Below are 15,783 nucleotides of genomic sequence, written 5' to 3'. Positions count from 1 at the left end.
AGGACACCGTGCTGCTGATCACCTGCCCTTGGTGCGGTCCGCGGAATGAGACCGAGTACCACTACGGGGGACAGGCTCACGTCCCCTATCCCGAGAACCCCGCCGACCTCACCGACGAGCAGTGGGCCGAGTACGTCTTCTACCGCGACAACCCCAAGGGCCCCTTCGCCGAGCGGTGGATGCACAGCACCGGCTGCCGCCGCTGGTTCAACGTCCTGCGCGACACCGTCACCTACGAGGTGCTCGCCGCCTATCGGCTCGACGAGCCCCGCCCCGAACTGCCCCAGGCCGGAGGTAACAACCGATGACCGACCAGCGATTCCGGCTGCGGCAGGGGGGCCGTATCGACCGTGACCGCGTGCTGCGGTTCACCGTCGACGGCCGGGAGTTGACCGGGCACCCCGGAGACACCGTCGCCTCCGCGATGCTGGCGAACGGGTGCGTCGAGGTCGCCCCATCGCTCTACCGCAACCGTCCGCGCGGCATCGTCGCTGCGGGCGTCGAGGAGCCCAACGCCCTGGTGCGGCTTGACGGTTCGTGCGCGGAGGGCATGCTCCCGGCGACGACCGTGGAGCTGTACGACGGTCTGTCCGCCACGACCCTGTCCGGGATGGGCCGGCTCGACCCGACCCCCGACCCCGCCGTCTACGACAAGAAGTACGTCCACACCGACGTCCTGGTCGTCGGCGCCGGACCGGCCGGCCTCGCGGCCGCCGCCGCTGCCGCCGGCTCCGGCGCCCGCGTGATTCTCCTCGACGACCAGCCCGAGCCAGGCGGTTCGCTGCTCTCCGGTGCGCGGAGCGACCTCCAGTGGGTCGCAGAGGTCCACGCGACACTCGACGCCGTGCCCGAGGTCGTGGTCCTCCAGCGCACCACGGCGTTCGGCTCGTACGACGACAACTACGTGCTGGCCCTCCAGCGGCGCACCGACCATCTCGGAGCCGACGCCCCCGACCCGTCCGAAGGCATCTCGCGCCAGCGGCTGTGGCACATACGGGCCCGCCAGGTGGTCCTGGCGACCGGCGCTCACGAACGTCCGCTGGTCTTCGCCGGCAACGACCGCCCCGGGGTGATGCTCGCGGCGGCGATGCGCTCGTACCTCAACCGGTACGCCGTGGCTCCGGGCTCGCGGGCCGTGGTGAGCACGACCAACGACAGCGCCTATGACACGGTCGCCGACCTCCACTCCGCCGGCATCGACATCGCCGCCGTCGTGGACGCACGCGCCGAGCTGTCCCACCGGGCCGCCGAGGTCGCCGCGGCGACCGGGGTGCGGGTGCTGACGGGCAGCGCGGTGATCGACACCGCGGGCGACCGCCGGCTCACCGGCGTCACCGTCCAGGCCCTCGACGAGAGCGGCCAACTCGCCGGCATCTCCGAGTCGTTCGACTGCGACCTGCTCGCCGTGTCGGGCGGTTGGAGCCCGGTGGTGCACCTGCACAGCCAGCGCCAGGGTCGGCTGCGCTGGGACGAGGACCTGGTGGCCTTCGTTCCCGACGGCGCCGTACGGGACCAGCAGGTCGTGGGTGCGGCCCGGGGGACGTACGACCTCGACGGCTGCCGGGAGCGGGGGGCGCGGGCCGGAGCGCGGGCCGCGACGGAAGCCGGGTTCCCGGTTTCCGTACCGTCGTCCAGCGATGACCAGGGCTCCGGCCCGGTGCGCGCGCTGTGGCTGGTACCCGCCCCCGACGGCGAACCCGGCACCTGGGACACCCACTTCGTCGACCTCCAGCGCGATGTCACCGTCGCCGACGTCTGGCGCTCCACCGGCGCCGGCATGCGCGGTGTCGAGCACGTCAAGCGCTACACCTCGCTCGGCACCGCCAACGACCAGGGCAAGACGTCCGGTGTCAACGCGATCGGCGTGATCGCCGAGGCGCTCGGCGCGGGTGCGTCACCGGGGGAGATCGGTACGACGGCCTACCGGGCGCCGTACACGCCGGTGGCGTTCGCCGCCCTGGCCGGGCGTGAGCGCGGCGAGTTGTTCGATCCGGAGCGTACGACGTCCATCCACGGCTGGCATGTCGCTCAGGGGGCTGTGTTCGAGGATGTCGGGCAGTGGAAGCGCCCCTGGTACTTCCCCCTGCCCGGTGAGGACATGGACACGGCCGTGGCCCGTGAGTGCCGCGCGGCCCGTGAGGGCGTGGGAGTCATGGACGCCTCCACCCTCGGCAAGATCGAGATCTGGGGTGCGGACGCGGGGGAGTTCCTCAACCGCGTCTACACCAACGCCTTCAAGAAGCTCAAGCCCGGCCTCGCCCGCTACGGCGTGATGTGCAAGCCCGACGGCATGATCTTCGACGACGGCGTGACCCTACGCCTCGACGACAACCGCTACTTCATGACCACCACGACCGGCGGCGCCGCCGGGGTCTTGGACTGGCTGGAGGAGTGGCTCCAGACCGAGTGGCCCGAACTCGACGTCCACTGCACCTCGGTGACCGAACAATGGGCGACGATCGCCGTCGTAGGCCCGAAGTCGCGCGAGGTCGTCGGGGGGCTCGCGCCCGACATCGACCTGTCCGCCGAGGCGTTCCCCTTCATGGCCTTCCGCGAGACCACCCTGGCCTCCGGCATCCCCGCCCGCATCTGCCGGATCTCCTTCTCCGGCGAACTCGCCTACGAGATCAACGTCTCCGCCTGGTACGGCCGCGCCGTCTGGGAGCAGGTGTACGAGGCCGGGCAGCCGTACGGCATCACGCCGTACGGCACCGAGACCATGCACGTCCTGCGGGCCGAGAAGGGCTACATCATCGTCGGCCAGGACACCGACGGCACCGTCACCCCGCAGGACGCGGGCATGCCCTGGGTGGTCTCGAAGCAGAAGGACTTCGTCGGAAAGCGGTCCTACTCCCGCGCCGACACCGCCCGCACCGACCGCAAGCAGCTGGTCGGCCTGCTGCCGACCGACCGCACGACCCGGCTGCCCGAGGGAACCCAGCTCGTCGCGCCGGACGTCGCCTTGGAGACGGTGCCCGTGCCGATGCTCGGCCACGTCACCTCCAGCTACCACAGCCCGGCCCTCGGCCGCCCCTTCGCCCTCGCCCTCGTCTCCGGCGGGCGGGCAAGGATCGGCGAAACCCTGCTCGCCCCGGTGGGCGAGGACCTGGTGCCCGTCGAGGTGACCGACTTCGTCCTCTACGACCCCGAAGGGACCAAGCGAGATGGCTGACGAGACGACTGAGCCGACGTTCGGCGCGGGCGCGGCCCCGGTGGCCCAGCGCACCAGCCCCCTGGCACATCTGGCGGAGCGGATGCGCGCCGCCACCGTCACCGGCCCCCGGGGCGTGACGCTCGCCGAGCGGCCGTTCATCAGCATGGTGAACGTGCGTGTCGACCCCGCGTCCGAAGCGGCCGACCGCATCGAGAAGACCTTGGGGGCGCCGCTTCCGCTCCAGTGTGGCCACACCACCGCGTCCGGCCCCCACACAGTCCTCTGGCTCGGCCCCGACGAGTGGCTCGTGCTGTCCCGGTCCGACGGGACCGCCGTGACCGCAGAGCTGCGGGAGGCACTCGGCGGCGACCCGGGCTCGGTCGTGGACGTCTCGGCGAACCGCACCACCCTGGAGCTGAGCGGCCCCAATGCCCGGCAGGTACTGGAGAAGGGCTGCCCTCTGGACCTGCACCCCCGGTCCTTCGCACCCGGCCAGGCGGTGTCGACCACGGTGGGCCCCGTCGCGGTACTGCTCCGGCAGGTCGACGACGCACCCACGTACCAGCTCTTGCCGCGCTCCTCGTTCGCCGACTACCTGGCCCGCTGGCTCATCGACGCGATGAGTGAGTACATCGGCCCGGAGACGCCCTGATGGCGCTGAGCGCGTTCGACCTGTACTCGGTCGGCATCGGCCCCTCCTCATCCCACACGGTGGGGCCGATGCGCGCGGCGCGGCGCTTCGTCCAGCGCCTGGACGACGAGGGTTTGCTGACCTTCGTCAGCCGAGTGCGGGCCGAACTGTTCGGGTCGCTCGGTGCGACGGGCCACGGGCACGGCTCGGACAAGGCGGTGGTGCTCGGTCTGGAGGACGAGGATCCGGCAACCGTGGACACCGAGCGGGCCGACGGCCGGGTGGCGGAGGTGCGCGCCGGCGGCACCCTGCTGCTGGCGGGCAAGCACCGCATCGGTTTCGACAGCGATGCCGACCTCGTGCTGCACCGGCGCAAGTCCCTGCCCGCGCACCCCAACGGCATGGTGTTCCATGCCTTCGCGGACGACGGCCGGCTGCTGGACGAGCGGACGTACCACTCCGTGGGCGGAGGCTTCGTCGTCGACGAGGCCGCCACCGGCGCCGCACGCGTCGTCGCGGACACGACACGGGTGCGCTTCCCCTTCGACTCGGCGGTCGAACTGCTCGCGCACTGCGCCCGGGAAGACCTCGCCGTCAGCGACATCATGCTCGCCAACGAGCAGGCCTGGCGTCCCGAGGCAGAGGTGCGGTCGGGACTGCTGCACCTGTGGTCGGTCATGCGAGCATCCGTGGAGCGCGGATGCCGCCGCGAAGGGGTGCTGCCCGGCGGCCTGCGCGTGCCACCCCGCGCACCGGGCCTGTTCCGGGGGCTGAACACGAGGACCGACGGCGGGGATCCCCTCCAGGTCATGGACTGGGTGAATCTGTTCGCCCTGGCCGTCAACGAGGAGAACGCCTCCATCTCCGGCGCGGAGGTCGGTTGTCAGGGCGAGGTCGGCTCGGCCTGTGCCATGGCGGCCGGAGCACTGTGCGAGGTCCTCGGTGGCACTCCCGCACAGGTCGAGAACGCTGCCGAGGTCGACATCGAGCACAACCTGGGGCTGACCTGCGTTCCGGTGGGCGGCCTGGTCCAGATCCCCTGCATCGAGCGCAACGCTGTCGCCAGTGTCAAGGCGATCAACGCGGCACGGCTCGCCCTGGCCGGTGACGGCACGCACAAGGTCAGCCTGGACCAGGCCGTCAAGACCATGCGCGACACCGGCCGGGACATGAAGGTCACGTACAAGGAGACCGCCCGCGGCGGTCTCGCCGTCAACGTAATCGAGTGCTGAGACCATGACTGACTTCCCGGCTTCCGCCACGTCCCGCGCCCACGCGCCGATCGACCCCGCCGCGGCGCCCGTCGAGCACGTGCTCACGGTCGACTGCCCCGAGGCTCCCGGCATCGTCCATGCCGTCTCACGGTTCCTCCTTGAGCATGGCAGCGACATCATCGACAACCAGCAGTTCGGTGACCGCCGCGACGGCCACTTCTTCATGCGGGTGCACTTCGCCACCTCGGGCGGCGAGAACACCACCGACGTCCTGCGCCGCGGGTTCGCCGCGGTGGCCGCACCGTTCGCCATGCGGTGGCACCTCGAACCGGTCGGCACCCGGCGCCGCGTGCTGGTCATGGTGTCCCGCTACGGCCACTGCCTCAACGACCTGCTCTTCCGTACCCGCAGTGGGGACCTGCCCATCGAGGTGGTCGCCGTGGTCTCCAACCACCGCGACCACGAGGCACTCGTCGCGTGGCACGAGATCCCGTTCTTCCATGTGCCGGTCACCGCCGCGACCAAGCCCGAGGCCGAAGCCCGGCTCCTGGAGTTGGTCGACGAGTTCGCCGTCGAACTCGTCGTGCTGGCCCGCTACATGCAGGTGCTCTCTGACGACCTGTGCACCGGACTCGCCGGCCGGACCATCAACATTCACCATTCGTTTCTGCCGAGCTTCAAGGGCGCCAAGCCCTACCACCAGGCACACGACCGGGGCGTCAAGCTCGTCGGCGCGACGGCCCACTACGTCACCGCCGACCTCGACGAAGGCCCGATCATCGCCCAGGAGGTCATCGGCGTCGACCACAGCCACACCCCCGACGACCTGGCCGCCATCGGCCGCGACGCGGAATCGGCGACGCTGGCCCGAGCGGTCCGGTGGCACTGCGAAGGCCGAGTGTTCGTCCAGGGCAGGCGCACGGTGATCCTCCGCTGACGATCGGCTACCTCGATTCGGCCGGTCAGGTCGCAAAGGACTGCGACCTGACCGAGACCGCGGTGCCCGACCAAAGGGGCAGGACCGGCGGGGTTGGCTCTCCTTTTCGCTGCCCCGCACGGTCGCCTTGTCCTTGATGTCAGGGGGCTGATCCGCCTCGCGTGCCTGACGTGCGGCGGGGTCAGTCCCAGACCAGGTTGAGGGAGCGTTCGAAGTTGACGTATCCGGCGCGGGCGAAGGCCTTCGCCATGGGGACGTTGCCGAGGTCCGTCGATGCCCTTATCCGGTCGACACCCTCGGCGGCCAGGATGCGCGTACCCTCGGCGAGGATCTCGTCGATGTAGCCATTGCCGCGGTGTGCGGGCAGGACACCGATGTACGCGATGATCGGGTGGTAGCTGTTGCGGGCGGGGACCACGAAGCCCACCGGAGCGCCCCCGCCGGGGAGTTCGGCGATGCGCCACCACTCGTGTGGGCTCTTGAACCCGGCGAACTCTCCGTCGTAGTGCCGTTCCGCCGCTTCGCGCGGGCTCAGTCCGGATGACAGGTCCGCCTGGCCGTGGGCGTCGAGGGTGCCCTCCATGACCGGGGTCATCAGGGCGAGGAGGTCCTCACGGTCGGCCACCGGGCGGAACACGAGACGCCCCCTGGGCTCCGGGAGCAGGGACGACGGGGTCCACTGCAGCCGCAGCCGCTCGACCAGCAGCCGTGCGCCGGTGCTCTCCAGCACGCGCGTACGGGAGTCGACCACCTCGCGCGCCGCGGGGTCCTCGTGCCAGTCGGGTGGGACGAAGCGGCAGTACTCCGGCAGCTTCGCGCCCGCCGGGAAGACGGTCGCCGTCGCCGTCTCGAACAGCCGCAGGCCGATCTCGTCGCGGTCGGCCCGGGGCAGCGTGTCGTCGATGTCGAAGAAGTCGAACTGCAACGGGACGTCACCGCCCGGGGTCGTCCACCAGGCGAGCCGTGCGAGGAGACGGTCGCCGTCCAGGGCCACCCATGACCACTCGGGGCGGCGGCAGCCGCCGGTGAAATCCTCGGTCAGTTCGTGGTCGAGGAGGTAGGAGAGCCGGCAGAAGAGATCGATCTCCTCGGGGCCGGTCAGAGGTCGGTAGCTCACCGATGTCAGTTTCAAGTCAACTCCTGTGCAGGGATACAGCGCTCCGGGCCCGGGATGTCGTGCTGGTCAGGCACGCCGGGTGTCCGGGCAGAAGGCGTCGCGGGCCGCATGACGCTCAGGCCGATTCGAGTATCGGGCGGATTTCGAGCGCCTCCGGGGTGGGGAAGCCGCGCGCCAGCTCGATGGCCTCGGCGTGGTCGGCAACTTCCAGTACGAACCAGCCGCCGAGGGTCTCCTCGCCGCTGTGCACGGGCCCCTCGGTCACCACAGCGGACCCGTCCACCGTCTTGCGCACAGTGACGGGGCCCCGGTGCTCGGTGTCGAGGGCGTCTCCGCCCACCAGTTTGCCCGCTGCCGCGAGTTCGCCGATCCAGGTCTGGTAAGCCTTCCGATAGCCGTCGCGGTCGGCCTGGATCCGGGCGCGTGACGCATGCGTCTCGAAGATCACGAGGGCGTATTTCATGAGGCGTTCCTCTGTTCGGTGTTCTGGGTGGTTCTGGTGGTGTCCGGTTCGATGCGGGCCAGTGCACCCGTCTCCAAGGCCGTCCACAGGGCGCCGTCCGGGCCCACTGTGATCCCGTGCGGCTCGGAGGCCGGGGTGGGCAGGTCATGGACGGCGACCGTGCCGTCCGAGGTGACCGAGCCGACGCGGTTGCCGCCCCACTCGGTGAACCACGCCGTGCCGTCGGCGTCGGTGGTGACGGCGTGCGGCCGGGCGGAACGGTCGGGCAGCGGGTACTCGGTGATCCGGCCGCCGGGTGCCATCCGGCCGATCTGACCGGCCGCGATCTCGGTGAACCAAATACTTCCGTCCGGGCCCACGGTGATCCCCACCGGCGCGGCCGCCTCGGTGGGCAGCTCGTACACCGTGATGCGGCCGTTCATGCCGATCCGGCCGATGGCGTTGGCCTGGTTCATCGTGAACCACATCGCGTCCCCGGCCGCGGCGATCGCGGAGGGTAACGCTCCGGTGCGTGGCAGCGGATATTCCGTGGCCGTTCCGTCGGTGGTGAGGCGGCCGATGCGGTCGGCGGCGGTCTCGGTGAACCACAGCGCGCCGTCCGGCCCTGCGGCGATGCCGAAAGGCCCGCACTGCGCGGTGGGCAGCGTGAACCCGGTCACCCGGCCGGCCGGCGTGATCCGCCCGATCCGGTGCGCCCGGTACTCCGTGAACCACAGTGCGCCGTCCGGCCCGTTGCAGATGACCGTCGGGCCGCTGTCCGGGGCGAGTTGATGACTCGTCGGCTCCTGTCCCGGGTTCAGCCGGCCGATCCTGCCGCTGTGCACCATGGTGAACCACAGCGCGCCGTCCGGGCCGGTGGTGATCGCGTACGGGCCGCTGTCGCGACCGGACACCGCGTACTCCTCGACGGCCGGGGGCGTCACTGCTGCTGCCCCAGACCTTCGGCGGCGGCGATGCGCTCGATGTCCTGCGGGGATCCGGCCATGATGGTCCTGGCGTGCGCGGTCACCAGTTCAACGGGCCAATCCCACCAGGCGCTGCGCGCGAGCCGTTCGATGTCGCTGTCGTCGAAGCGCTGTCTGATCGTCCGGGCCGGGTTTCCGCCCACGATGGTGTACGCCGGCACGTCGGCGGTGACCACCGCTCCGGCCGCGATCACTGCGCCGTCGCCGATCCGAATCCCCGGCATCACGGTGACTCCGTATCCGAACCACACGTCGTTGCCGACCACCGTGTCCCCGCGGCTGGGCATGCCGGTGACGAGGTCGAGGGTCTGCTCGGCCCACTCCCCGCCGAACATGGCGAAGGGGAAGGTGGACACCCCCATCGACGGGTGGTCCGCGCCCGCCATCAGGAACCGGGTGCCCGTCGCGATGGCGCAGTACTTGCCGATGATCAGCCGTTCCTGACCGTAGGCGTACAGCACATTTCGCTGCGCGAAGTCGGTCGCCCCGTCGGGGTCGTCGTAGTAGGTGAAGTCACCCACCACGACGTTTGTCCCGGCAACCAGTGGCTTGAGGAAGACGACTCGCTCGTGGGCGGGCAAGGGGTGGATGGTGCTCGGGTCAGGTGTCACGCGGCAATCTCTCTGTGGGGGTTCGTACTCGGCGGGCGGAGCGCGCGGCGATGAGGTCTCACTCACCCGCGGGAAGCCTCCCGGCCTGGTCCCCAGCATGCATACCGGGGCAGCCCAGGAACAACGGCCGATCTTGTTATGGTCGTTAACCCAGAGGTTCACGACTCCGGGAACCAGAACGGAATCGGGGGACAGGATGGAACTGCGGGACATAGAGATCTTCCTGACGCTCGCTGAGGAGCTCCACTTCGGCCGCAGCGCCGAACGCCTGCATGTCTCCCCGGCCCGTGTCAGCCAGGCGATCAAGAAACAGGAACGCGCCATCGGCGCCCAACTCTTCGAGCGCACCAGCCACCACGTGCGGATCACCCCCGTCGGAGAGGTGTTGCTCCAGCGGCTGAAGCCGGCATATGAGGCCATCCAGGACGCCATAGCGGAGGTGACCACCGGCGACCGCCACGCGGCCGGCACGCTGACACTGGGGGTCATGGGCGCACAGATGCACGACATGGCCCCGCTCCTGACCCGCTTCCGGTCCCGGCACCCGTCCGTCGAACTCCGTTTCCGGGAAGTGTTCTTCAGCGATCCGTTCGGAGCCTTGCGGGCCGGCGAGGTCGACGCGGTGACCACGTGGCTGCCGGTTCGCGAGCCGGACCTGACCGTCGGTGTGGTGCTGCGCGAGGAACCTCTCAACCTGATGGTGTGCGCGGATCATCCGCTCGCCCGGCAAGAGTCGGTGAGCATGGAGGTGCTCGGCGATCACATCGTGCCGCGCCTGAATGGCCCCATACCCGCCTACTGGGAGGCCGCCGTCCTGCCGGCCCGCACTCCGGCCGGACGCCCCGTCCGCCGCGGCCCGGCCGTCACCACCTTCTACGAGATCCTTGCACTCGTCGCGGCAGGCGACGCAGTCTGCACCGTCCCCGACGAGGGACGGCGTTACAACGCGCAGACCGACGTCGTGTACCTCCCCCTCCACGATGCCCCGCCCGTCCAGTGGGCCCTGATCTGGCGCACGGACCGCGCGACCCCGCTGGTACGCGCACTCACCCGGGCGGCGACGGACTGCGGGGACTCAGCCACGCGTTAGAGATGTGCTGGCGTCGGTGCCTGTGTCCCTTGGTCTGGCTCCGGTCCCGTCCGCGAGGTCGCTCCGGCCGCCGGACAGACCGCCGGTTCCGTCAGCAGCCGGCCGAAGATGTCTGCGCCCAGGCGTTCGGCCTCGGCCTGGCCCAGGACGGCGCCGCTGAGGTCGGCCTGCTGCCTGATCCACTGCTCGGCGGTGGTCCCGGTGGTGAAGAAGCGAAGGTAGCCGCAGCACACGGCGGCGGCCGGGCCGGTGCCGGGGCGGGCGCCGTAGTAGACCACCGCGGTGGCCGGCTGCCACGTGGTCTTCCCGTCGGTGAACTCCACGCGGACGGGTTCACCGGTGACCGGGTCGGTGGAGGTGATGACGGTGTCGGTGTCGAGCATGACCGGGATGCCGAGCGCGTCGATCGCGCACATCGACCACACCGTCCGCCCGCCGGCGATCTGCACGACGTGCTCGGTGGGGGTGGCGGAGAACGGGTACGCGGCCTGGATGCGGCCGGTGTCGTCCAGGGTGAGGAAGTCCTCGGTGGCCAGCTCGGCGAGCACCCGGGCGGCCGGCACGCCGAAGGGCTCGGCTGCCGAGTCCAGCTCGCCCGCCCCGGGTGGGGTGCCGGCGGTGGCGAAGGAGCGCAGGACGGCCTGCTGCACCGCGCGTAGGCCGCCCTCGATGGGGGCGAGGCGGCCCTGCCCGGCGCGGCCTGCTGCCTGGTACGCGCCCGTAGTGGCGGTAGTGGCGGTCGTGCCGAGGGCTTGCCGCAGCTCCTCGACGGATGGTGCCCCGTCGATCCGGCCGTCCAGGCCACGGTAGAGACGGCAGGACACGCTGGCCGCAGTGCCCGGGGCGGCGAACGGGTCGCGACCGTCGACCAGCAACGTCGGCGAGCCGCGCATGCCGCGCCATTCGGCCTCCGCCTGGTCGTCGACCACGTGCACGGTCAGCTCCACGTCCGCTCGGCCGGCCAGGGCGAGTGCCAGCCGTTCCTTGAGTACCGGGCCATTGGGGCAATCCGCGACCGTCAACATTTCCACGCGCATGAGCGGCACCTCCAGGCCGGGCGGCCCACGCTAGACCTTCCACCACACTGGAAGGTCAAGGTCTACGGTGAAGGTATGCGCATCGGAACACTCGCCGCCGCCACCGGCACCACTACCAAGACCCTGCGTTTCTACGAGCAGGCCGGACTCCTGGAGGCGCCGCCCCGCACCCCGGGCGGCTACCGCGACTACCCGGCCCACGCCCCGGGCCGGGTCGGCTTCGTCCGTTCCGCCCAAGCGGCCGGCCTCAGCCTCGCCGAGATCCGTGACGTCCTCGCGATCCGCGACGGTGGCCAGGCACCGTGCGCGCACGTCACCGCACTGCTCGACCAGCACCTGGCCGACGTCGAGCGAAGGATCGCCGAACTGGACGCGACCCGCGCCATGCTGCGAGAACTGACCCGCACCGCCTCCGCCACCGACCCCGCCAGCTGCGCCGAGGGCGACATCTGCCGCATCCTCACAACCGGCTGACGATGGAGCGGCGTAGTCCTGCGCCCGTCGGTAGCCTGCCGTGACGCCTGGATCCGAATCCGATTGCATCGTCATGGCCGGCTGCGCATCCTGCTGGGATGCGCTTCTCCATCAACATCCCCAACTTCGGCGACTTCGCCAACCCGCGTAACGTCGCGACCGTGGCGGCTGCCGCCGAACAGGCCGGCTGGGACGGGCTCTTCGTCTGGGACCACGTACTGCACCGACAGCACCAGGGGCGTCCCTTCGGGGACCCCTGGATGCTGCTGACCGCGGCCGCGCTGGAGACCTCCCGGATTCGACTGGGCACCCTGCTGACGCCGGTCCCTCGTTACCGTCCGCAGCAACTCGCCCGGCAGGTGGCCACCTTGGACCACCTCAGCGGTGGCAGGGTGACCTTCGCCGCGGGCCTGGGCGGTCCCGTCGAGGATGAATACCGCAGCTTCGGCGACGCGGCCGAGCCGCGTCTCCTCGCCGAGCGGCTGGACGAGGGACTGGAGCTGTTGGGGCGCTTCTGGTCCGGCGAGCCGGTGAACCACTACGGCCGGCACTTCGAGGTCCGGGACGTGACGCTGGTGCCCGCCACCGTGCAGCGGCCCGGTCCGCCGGTGTGGATCGGCGGATTCTGGCCGCGTCGTGCACCCATGCGGCGGGCAGCGCGGTGGGACGGCGCCGTGCCGCTGTTCGAGACGGCCCGGCATGGTCACGCGCCGGATGCGGCGGAGGTACGGGAGCTGGTCGCCTACGTGCGCCAGCAGCGTACGGGCGGAGCCGAGCGCCCCTTCGAGTTCGTGCTCGGCGGTGCCACGCCCCCGGACGCGGCCAAGGCCAAGGACGTGATTGGTCCGCTGCACGACGCCGGCGCCACCTGGTGGGACGAACGGCAGGTCCAGACCGGCCCCGACCTTGATCGTCTGCTCCCGGTGCTACGCCGCATCGAGGCGGGGCCGCCGGTGGTCTGATGAGCCGTTCGAGGGTGCGCCGGGCTTGTCGGTGGATCCCTTCGGGCGCTTGTCGGGGCGGTAGCCGGGGCCGTTCATGATGACGCAGTCGAACGCAGTGCAGTCCGAGCAGGCGCTGATGAGGATCGCGGCTGACACTGAGCAGCAGCAGCTGCGCAGCATGAAGGCGCGGATGGCCTTGGCTCGACGGCGCGGGGCCGTGGCGGTGAGCGGCGCGGCCGTGGGCACTGTCGGTGCCGTCCTGGCCGCCGGGTACGGCCCCGTGATGGCATGCTTCAGACAGGACTAGTCAAGGGGTCATGCCCGCGACCCTCCCGTCCGCATCCGACTGGCACCCCGTGCCTCACCAATCCACCAACAAGATCGTGTGACGAGTTCTATGGGCCTGCGAGGACAAGCAGACGCGCCGACGGCCGCCCTCGACAAGGCGACGGGGCGATGCGGCAGGACGCACGCACAGCCGCCGCTTGCCGCGGCCGCGGCGGCGGGTGTCCGACACCCCGGCACACCGCCGTCGCTGCGTTCCTTCTCACCGCCCAGTGGCAGGAGCTCTCGCCGAATGTCCGACGACAGAGCACCCAGGCCAGAGCCGTGGAAACGGATCACGCGCCGTCGCATGTGATCCGTCCGGTTCGCGGCGCGGCCGCGCCCACGCCCGCGATCCGGCCACGCGCGCGGGCCCATGGACCGCCGCGCTCAGACCACGATCTTGCGCGGGTTGAAGTTACTGCCCGGGTCGGCGGCGTCGAACAGGCCGGACATGATCGCGACGCCATGCGTCGAGATGTCCTCCTCCAGCCACGGCGCGTGCTCCAAGCCCACCCCGTGGTGGTGCGAGATCGTGCCGCCGGCATCGATGAACGCCTGCTGGATCGCGCGCTTGACCGTGTCGTACTCGCCGAGCGGGTCGTCACCGAAGACGAAGGCGAAAGTGAAGTAGAGGCAGGCTCCGGAGTGGTAGGAGTGCGACAGGTGCGACATCGTCCAGCCCTTGCGGCCGATCCGTTCGTAGGCGCGGTCGGCTGCTTCGTAGACCGCCGCGTGGATGCCACGTAGCTTCGACCACGGACCGGCGGTCTCGCTCACGTCGCCGGCGGCACCGCAGTCGAGCAGGAAGTCGCGGATGTACGGCGTGTCGAACTTCTTCTGGTCGTAGAGCGCACCGGGTCCCTTGCCGACGCTGAGCCCGTGATGCTTGCGGACGATTCGGTCGACGAGTGACTTCTGCCGTTTCGCGTGCTCCTTGTCGCCCTCGAAGCCGATGAAGGAGAGGCACATCTCGTCGAGGTTCCAGCCACGCCTCTTGAGATACGCCATGAGGCCGGCCTGCGCCTTCTTCTGGATGCCCTTCGACTCCTTGCTCGTCGCCAGGGAGAAGCCCGTCTCGTGCGCGTCCGAGATACGGGTGACCGAGGGCGAGACGTCGCTCTCGGCGATCTCCTGCATCGCGGCGAGGCCGTGGTCGAGGTTCTTGAAGAAGTAGGCGTGGATGGCACGCTTCTCGGGGAGCCGGTGCACCTGCACCGTGACCTCGGTGATGACGCCGAGTCGCCCCTCCGAGCCGACCACCATCTCCCGCACGCTCGGCCCGGTCGACGCGCTCGGAACGGCACGGATCACGAGGACCCCGCCGGCCCGCACGACACGCAGCCCCTTGACCATGTCCGCGATGTCGCCGTACTTGTCCGACTGCATGCCGGACGAGCGCGTGGCGACCCATCCGCCGAGCGTCGAGTGGGTGAACGAGTCGGGGAAGTGCCCCATCGTCCAGCCGTCCCGGTTGAGTTGTGCCTCGAGATCAGGGCCCAGCGCTCCGGCCTGGATGCGTGCCAGGCCGGAGTCGGCGTCGATCTCCAGCACCTGGTTGAGGCGGCCGAGGTCGAGTGAGACGACCACCCGCGACTCGCTCGGGTGCGGCTCCAGGCTGCCCGCGATATTGCTGCCACCCCCGAAGGGAATGATCACGGCGTCCGCTTCGACGGCCGCGTCGACGACGCGTTGCACCTCCGCCTCGTCGGCCGGATAGACGATCACGTCGGGAGTGCGCGCGATCGCGCCGGATCGGATGCGGACCAGGTCACGCAGGCTCTTGCCGTACGTGTGGACGACCCGGGACAGGTCGTCGATGACGGTGTTCCCCGCTCCGACGATGCCGCTCAGGGCGGTGACGAACTCCTCCGGTGCCGTCGAGGCCGGCACCTTCAACTGCGAGAAGTCGGGCCGTTCGGTGCGCTCGTCCGCCCAGAGATCGAGACCTACGGCCTTCTGTACGAACGGTGCGAAACCGGGCTTGTCCTCGTGATGGAAGCCGACACCTTCCAGGCCCCAGCCCCACCACTTCATGTGTTTCACCTCACCAGCGAGCATCGCGTCGGTGCGGTAGGCGGGTTCGGTCACGAACGGTCTCCTTCAAGTACACGACGTGAGGTGGCATGCGCGCCGAGGATGCGGTCGGAGTGCTCCTCGGCCAGGGTGACGATCGCCAAGCGGATGCGTTCGGTGAACTCGCTCCTCAACTCTCCGGGATGGGCGATGAGCGGTTCGCCGAAGACGACTCCGACCGGCAGGCGGCCCGCTTTGGGCCAGTTGGATCCGCGAGGATGCGCCTGATGCGCGCCGATGACCGCGACGGGGAGCACCGGCACCTCGGCCGACGAGGCGAGCGCCGCCGCCCCCGGCTTGAACGCCCCGAGCGATCCGTCGCGCGAGCGGGTCCCCTCGGGAAAGATCAGGAGCGGCACTCCTCGGTTCAGCAGGGCCTTGGCGCTCACTCTGTGGGGGTTCACTCCGGTGCGGTCGACCGGGAAGGCGTTGAAGAAGAGAGCCGTGAGGCCGCGCCGCCGCCACACGTCGAAGAAGTAGTCGGCGGCGGCTCCCACCGCGAGGTAGCGCGCCAGTCTGCGGGGCAACGCGCCCATGATGAGTGGCGTGTCGAGGTGCGAGGTGTGATTGGCGACGACGACATATGCGTCCTTGATGTTCGCCAAGCGCTCGCGCCCAAGTACCGTGACGCTGGTGACGCTCCAGACGACGGGCTTCAGCAGCCCCCGCTGCGCGATGAAACGCGCCGCAGCGTGAGAGCGTGAGGTGAAACGGTCGCGTATCGTCGCAGGCATCCGCTTCCTTCC

The 15,783-nt window shown here is 70.3% G+C and carries 16 protein-coding genes; 9 read left to right on the top strand and 7 right to left on the bottom strand.

Going from position 1 to position 15,783, the window contains the following annotated elements:
* Nucleotides 1-8 precede the first annotated feature (8 nt).
* The 5 genes from ACZ7M2_RS49165 to purU all read left to right on the top strand — a co-directional run bounded on the left by ACZ7M2_RS49165 (nucleotide 9) and on the right by purU (nucleotide 5,936).
* Nucleotides 9-308, top strand: a complete 300-nt coding sequence (locus ACZ7M2_RS49165; RefSeq protein ID WP_352052631.1) for a sarcosine oxidase subunit delta — start codon at nucleotides 9-11, stop codon at nucleotides 306-308.
* A complete protein-coding gene (locus ACZ7M2_RS49160; protein WP_471600835.1) occupies nucleotides 305-3,172 on the top strand; it encodes a sarcosine oxidase subunit alpha family protein in 2,868 nt (955 codons plus the stop codon). Before ACZ7M2_RS49165 ends, ACZ7M2_RS49160 begins: the two co-directional genes overlap by 4 nt.
* 82 nt (nucleotides 3,173-3,254) lie before the next feature.
* A complete protein-coding gene (locus ACZ7M2_RS49155; protein ID WP_471600873.1) occupies nucleotides 3,255-3,806 on the top strand; it encodes a sarcosine oxidase subunit gamma in 552 nt (183 codons plus the stop codon).
* A complete protein-coding gene (locus ACZ7M2_RS49150) occupies nucleotides 3,806-5,017 on the top strand; it encodes an L-serine ammonia-lyase, iron-sulfur-dependent, subunit alpha (protein ID WP_471600834.1) in 1,212 nt (403 codons plus the stop codon). Before ACZ7M2_RS49155 ends, ACZ7M2_RS49150 begins: the two co-directional genes overlap by 1 nt.
* Nucleotides 5,018-5,021: 4 nt before the next feature.
* Nucleotides 5,022-5,936 (top strand): formyltetrahydrofolate deformylase, encoded by a 915-nt coding sequence (gene purU / locus ACZ7M2_RS49145; protein WP_471600833.1) that lies wholly within the window; start codon nucleotides 5,022-5,024, stop codon nucleotides 5,934-5,936.
* A 181-nt stretch (nucleotides 5,937-6,117) separates the two neighbouring features.
* Here purU and ACZ7M2_RS49140 read toward each other — a convergent pair whose 3' ends face one another.
* From ACZ7M2_RS49140 to ACZ7M2_RS49125, 4 genes are all read right to left on the bottom strand, one after another.
* Nucleotides 6,118-7,053 (bottom strand): GNAT family N-acetyltransferase, encoded by a 936-nt coding sequence (locus tag ACZ7M2_RS49140; RefSeq protein WP_471600832.1) that lies wholly within the window; start codon nucleotides 7,051-7,053, stop codon nucleotides 6,118-6,120.
* A gap of 115 nt (nucleotides 7,054-7,168) precedes the next feature.
* The gene (locus ACZ7M2_RS49135) at nucleotides 7,169-7,516 is read right to left on the bottom strand and encodes a YciI family protein (RefSeq protein ID WP_471600831.1); all 348 of its coding nucleotides are present in this window, start codon (nucleotides 7,514-7,516) and stop codon (nucleotides 7,169-7,171) included.
* Nucleotides 7,513-8,439 (bottom strand): Vgb family protein, encoded by a 927-nt coding sequence (locus tag ACZ7M2_RS49130; RefSeq protein WP_471600830.1) that lies wholly within the window; start codon nucleotides 8,437-8,439, stop codon nucleotides 7,513-7,515. Before ACZ7M2_RS49130 ends, ACZ7M2_RS49135 begins: the two co-directional genes overlap by 4 nt.
* The gene (locus ACZ7M2_RS49125) at nucleotides 8,436-9,092 is read right to left on the bottom strand and encodes a CatB-related O-acetyltransferase (RefSeq protein WP_471600829.1); all 657 of its coding nucleotides are present in this window, start codon (nucleotides 9,090-9,092) and stop codon (nucleotides 8,436-8,438) included. The genes ACZ7M2_RS49130 and ACZ7M2_RS49125 overlap by 4 nt, the downstream gene beginning before the upstream one ends.
* Before the next feature lie 196 nt (nucleotides 9,093-9,288).
* On the opposite strand from ACZ7M2_RS49125, the gene ACZ7M2_RS49120 reads away from it, so the two are divergent.
* Entirely contained in the window at nucleotides 9,289-10,182 is an 894-nt protein-coding gene (locus ACZ7M2_RS49120; RefSeq protein WP_471600828.1) for a LysR family transcriptional regulator, read from the top strand.
* On the opposite strand, the gene ACZ7M2_RS49115 is transcribed toward ACZ7M2_RS49120, so the two are convergent.
* Nucleotides 10,179-11,219 carry an alkylmercury lyase family protein gene (locus ACZ7M2_RS49115; RefSeq protein WP_471600827.1) on the bottom strand — a complete coding sequence of 347 codons (1,041 nt, stop codon included), beginning with the start codon at nucleotides 11,217-11,219 and terminating at the stop codon, nucleotides 10,179-10,181. The two genes, ACZ7M2_RS49120 and ACZ7M2_RS49115, sit on opposite strands and share 4 nt — an antisense overlap.
* A 75-nt stretch (nucleotides 11,220-11,294) precedes the next feature.
* Here ACZ7M2_RS49115 and ACZ7M2_RS49110 point away from each other — a divergent pair, with 75 nt between their 5' ends.
* The 3 genes from ACZ7M2_RS49110 (at nucleotide 11,295) to ACZ7M2_RS49100 (ending at nucleotide 12,944) form a co-directional block, all read left to right on the top strand.
* Nucleotides 11,295-11,693, top strand: a complete 399-nt coding sequence (locus ACZ7M2_RS49110; RefSeq protein WP_403698564.1) for a MerR family DNA-binding protein — start codon at nucleotides 11,295-11,297, stop codon at nucleotides 11,691-11,693.
* Between the two features lie 98 nt (nucleotides 11,694-11,791).
* Nucleotides 11,792-12,655: an LLM class flavin-dependent oxidoreductase gene (locus ACZ7M2_RS49105; protein WP_471600826.1), complete on the top strand. Its 864-nt coding sequence runs from the start codon at nucleotides 11,792-11,794 to the stop codon at nucleotides 12,653-12,655.
* A gap of 118 nt (nucleotides 12,656-12,773) precedes the next feature.
* Nucleotides 12,774-12,944 carry a hypothetical protein gene (locus ACZ7M2_RS49100; RefSeq protein ID WP_471600825.1) on the top strand — a complete coding sequence of 57 codons (171 nt, stop codon included), beginning with the start codon at nucleotides 12,774-12,776 and terminating at the stop codon, nucleotides 12,942-12,944.
* A gap of 407 nt (nucleotides 12,945-13,351) precedes the next feature.
* Here the strand turns inward: ACZ7M2_RS49100 and ACZ7M2_RS49095 are convergent, their stop codons facing one another.
* Together ACZ7M2_RS49095 and ACZ7M2_RS49090 are read right to left on the bottom strand one after the other, a co-directional pair.
* The gene (locus ACZ7M2_RS49095; RefSeq protein ID WP_471600824.1) at nucleotides 13,352-15,052 is read right to left on the bottom strand and encodes an FAD-binding oxidoreductase; all 1,701 of its coding nucleotides are present in this window, start codon (nucleotides 15,050-15,052) and stop codon (nucleotides 13,352-13,354) included.
* Nucleotides 15,049-15,771 carry a lysophospholipid acyltransferase family protein gene (locus ACZ7M2_RS49090; RefSeq protein ID WP_352052639.1) on the bottom strand — a complete coding sequence of 241 codons (723 nt, stop codon included), beginning with the start codon at nucleotides 15,769-15,771 and terminating at the stop codon, nucleotides 15,049-15,051. Before ACZ7M2_RS49090 ends, ACZ7M2_RS49095 begins: the two co-directional genes overlap by 4 nt.
* Nucleotides 15,772-15,783: the final 12 nt, after the last annotated feature.

It is taken from the genome of Streptomyces sp. NPDC111507 (assembly GCF_055638955.1).
The sequence above is the reverse complement of the archived record's forward strand: the minus strand, read 5'-3'. Positions and strand labels throughout refer to the sequence as shown.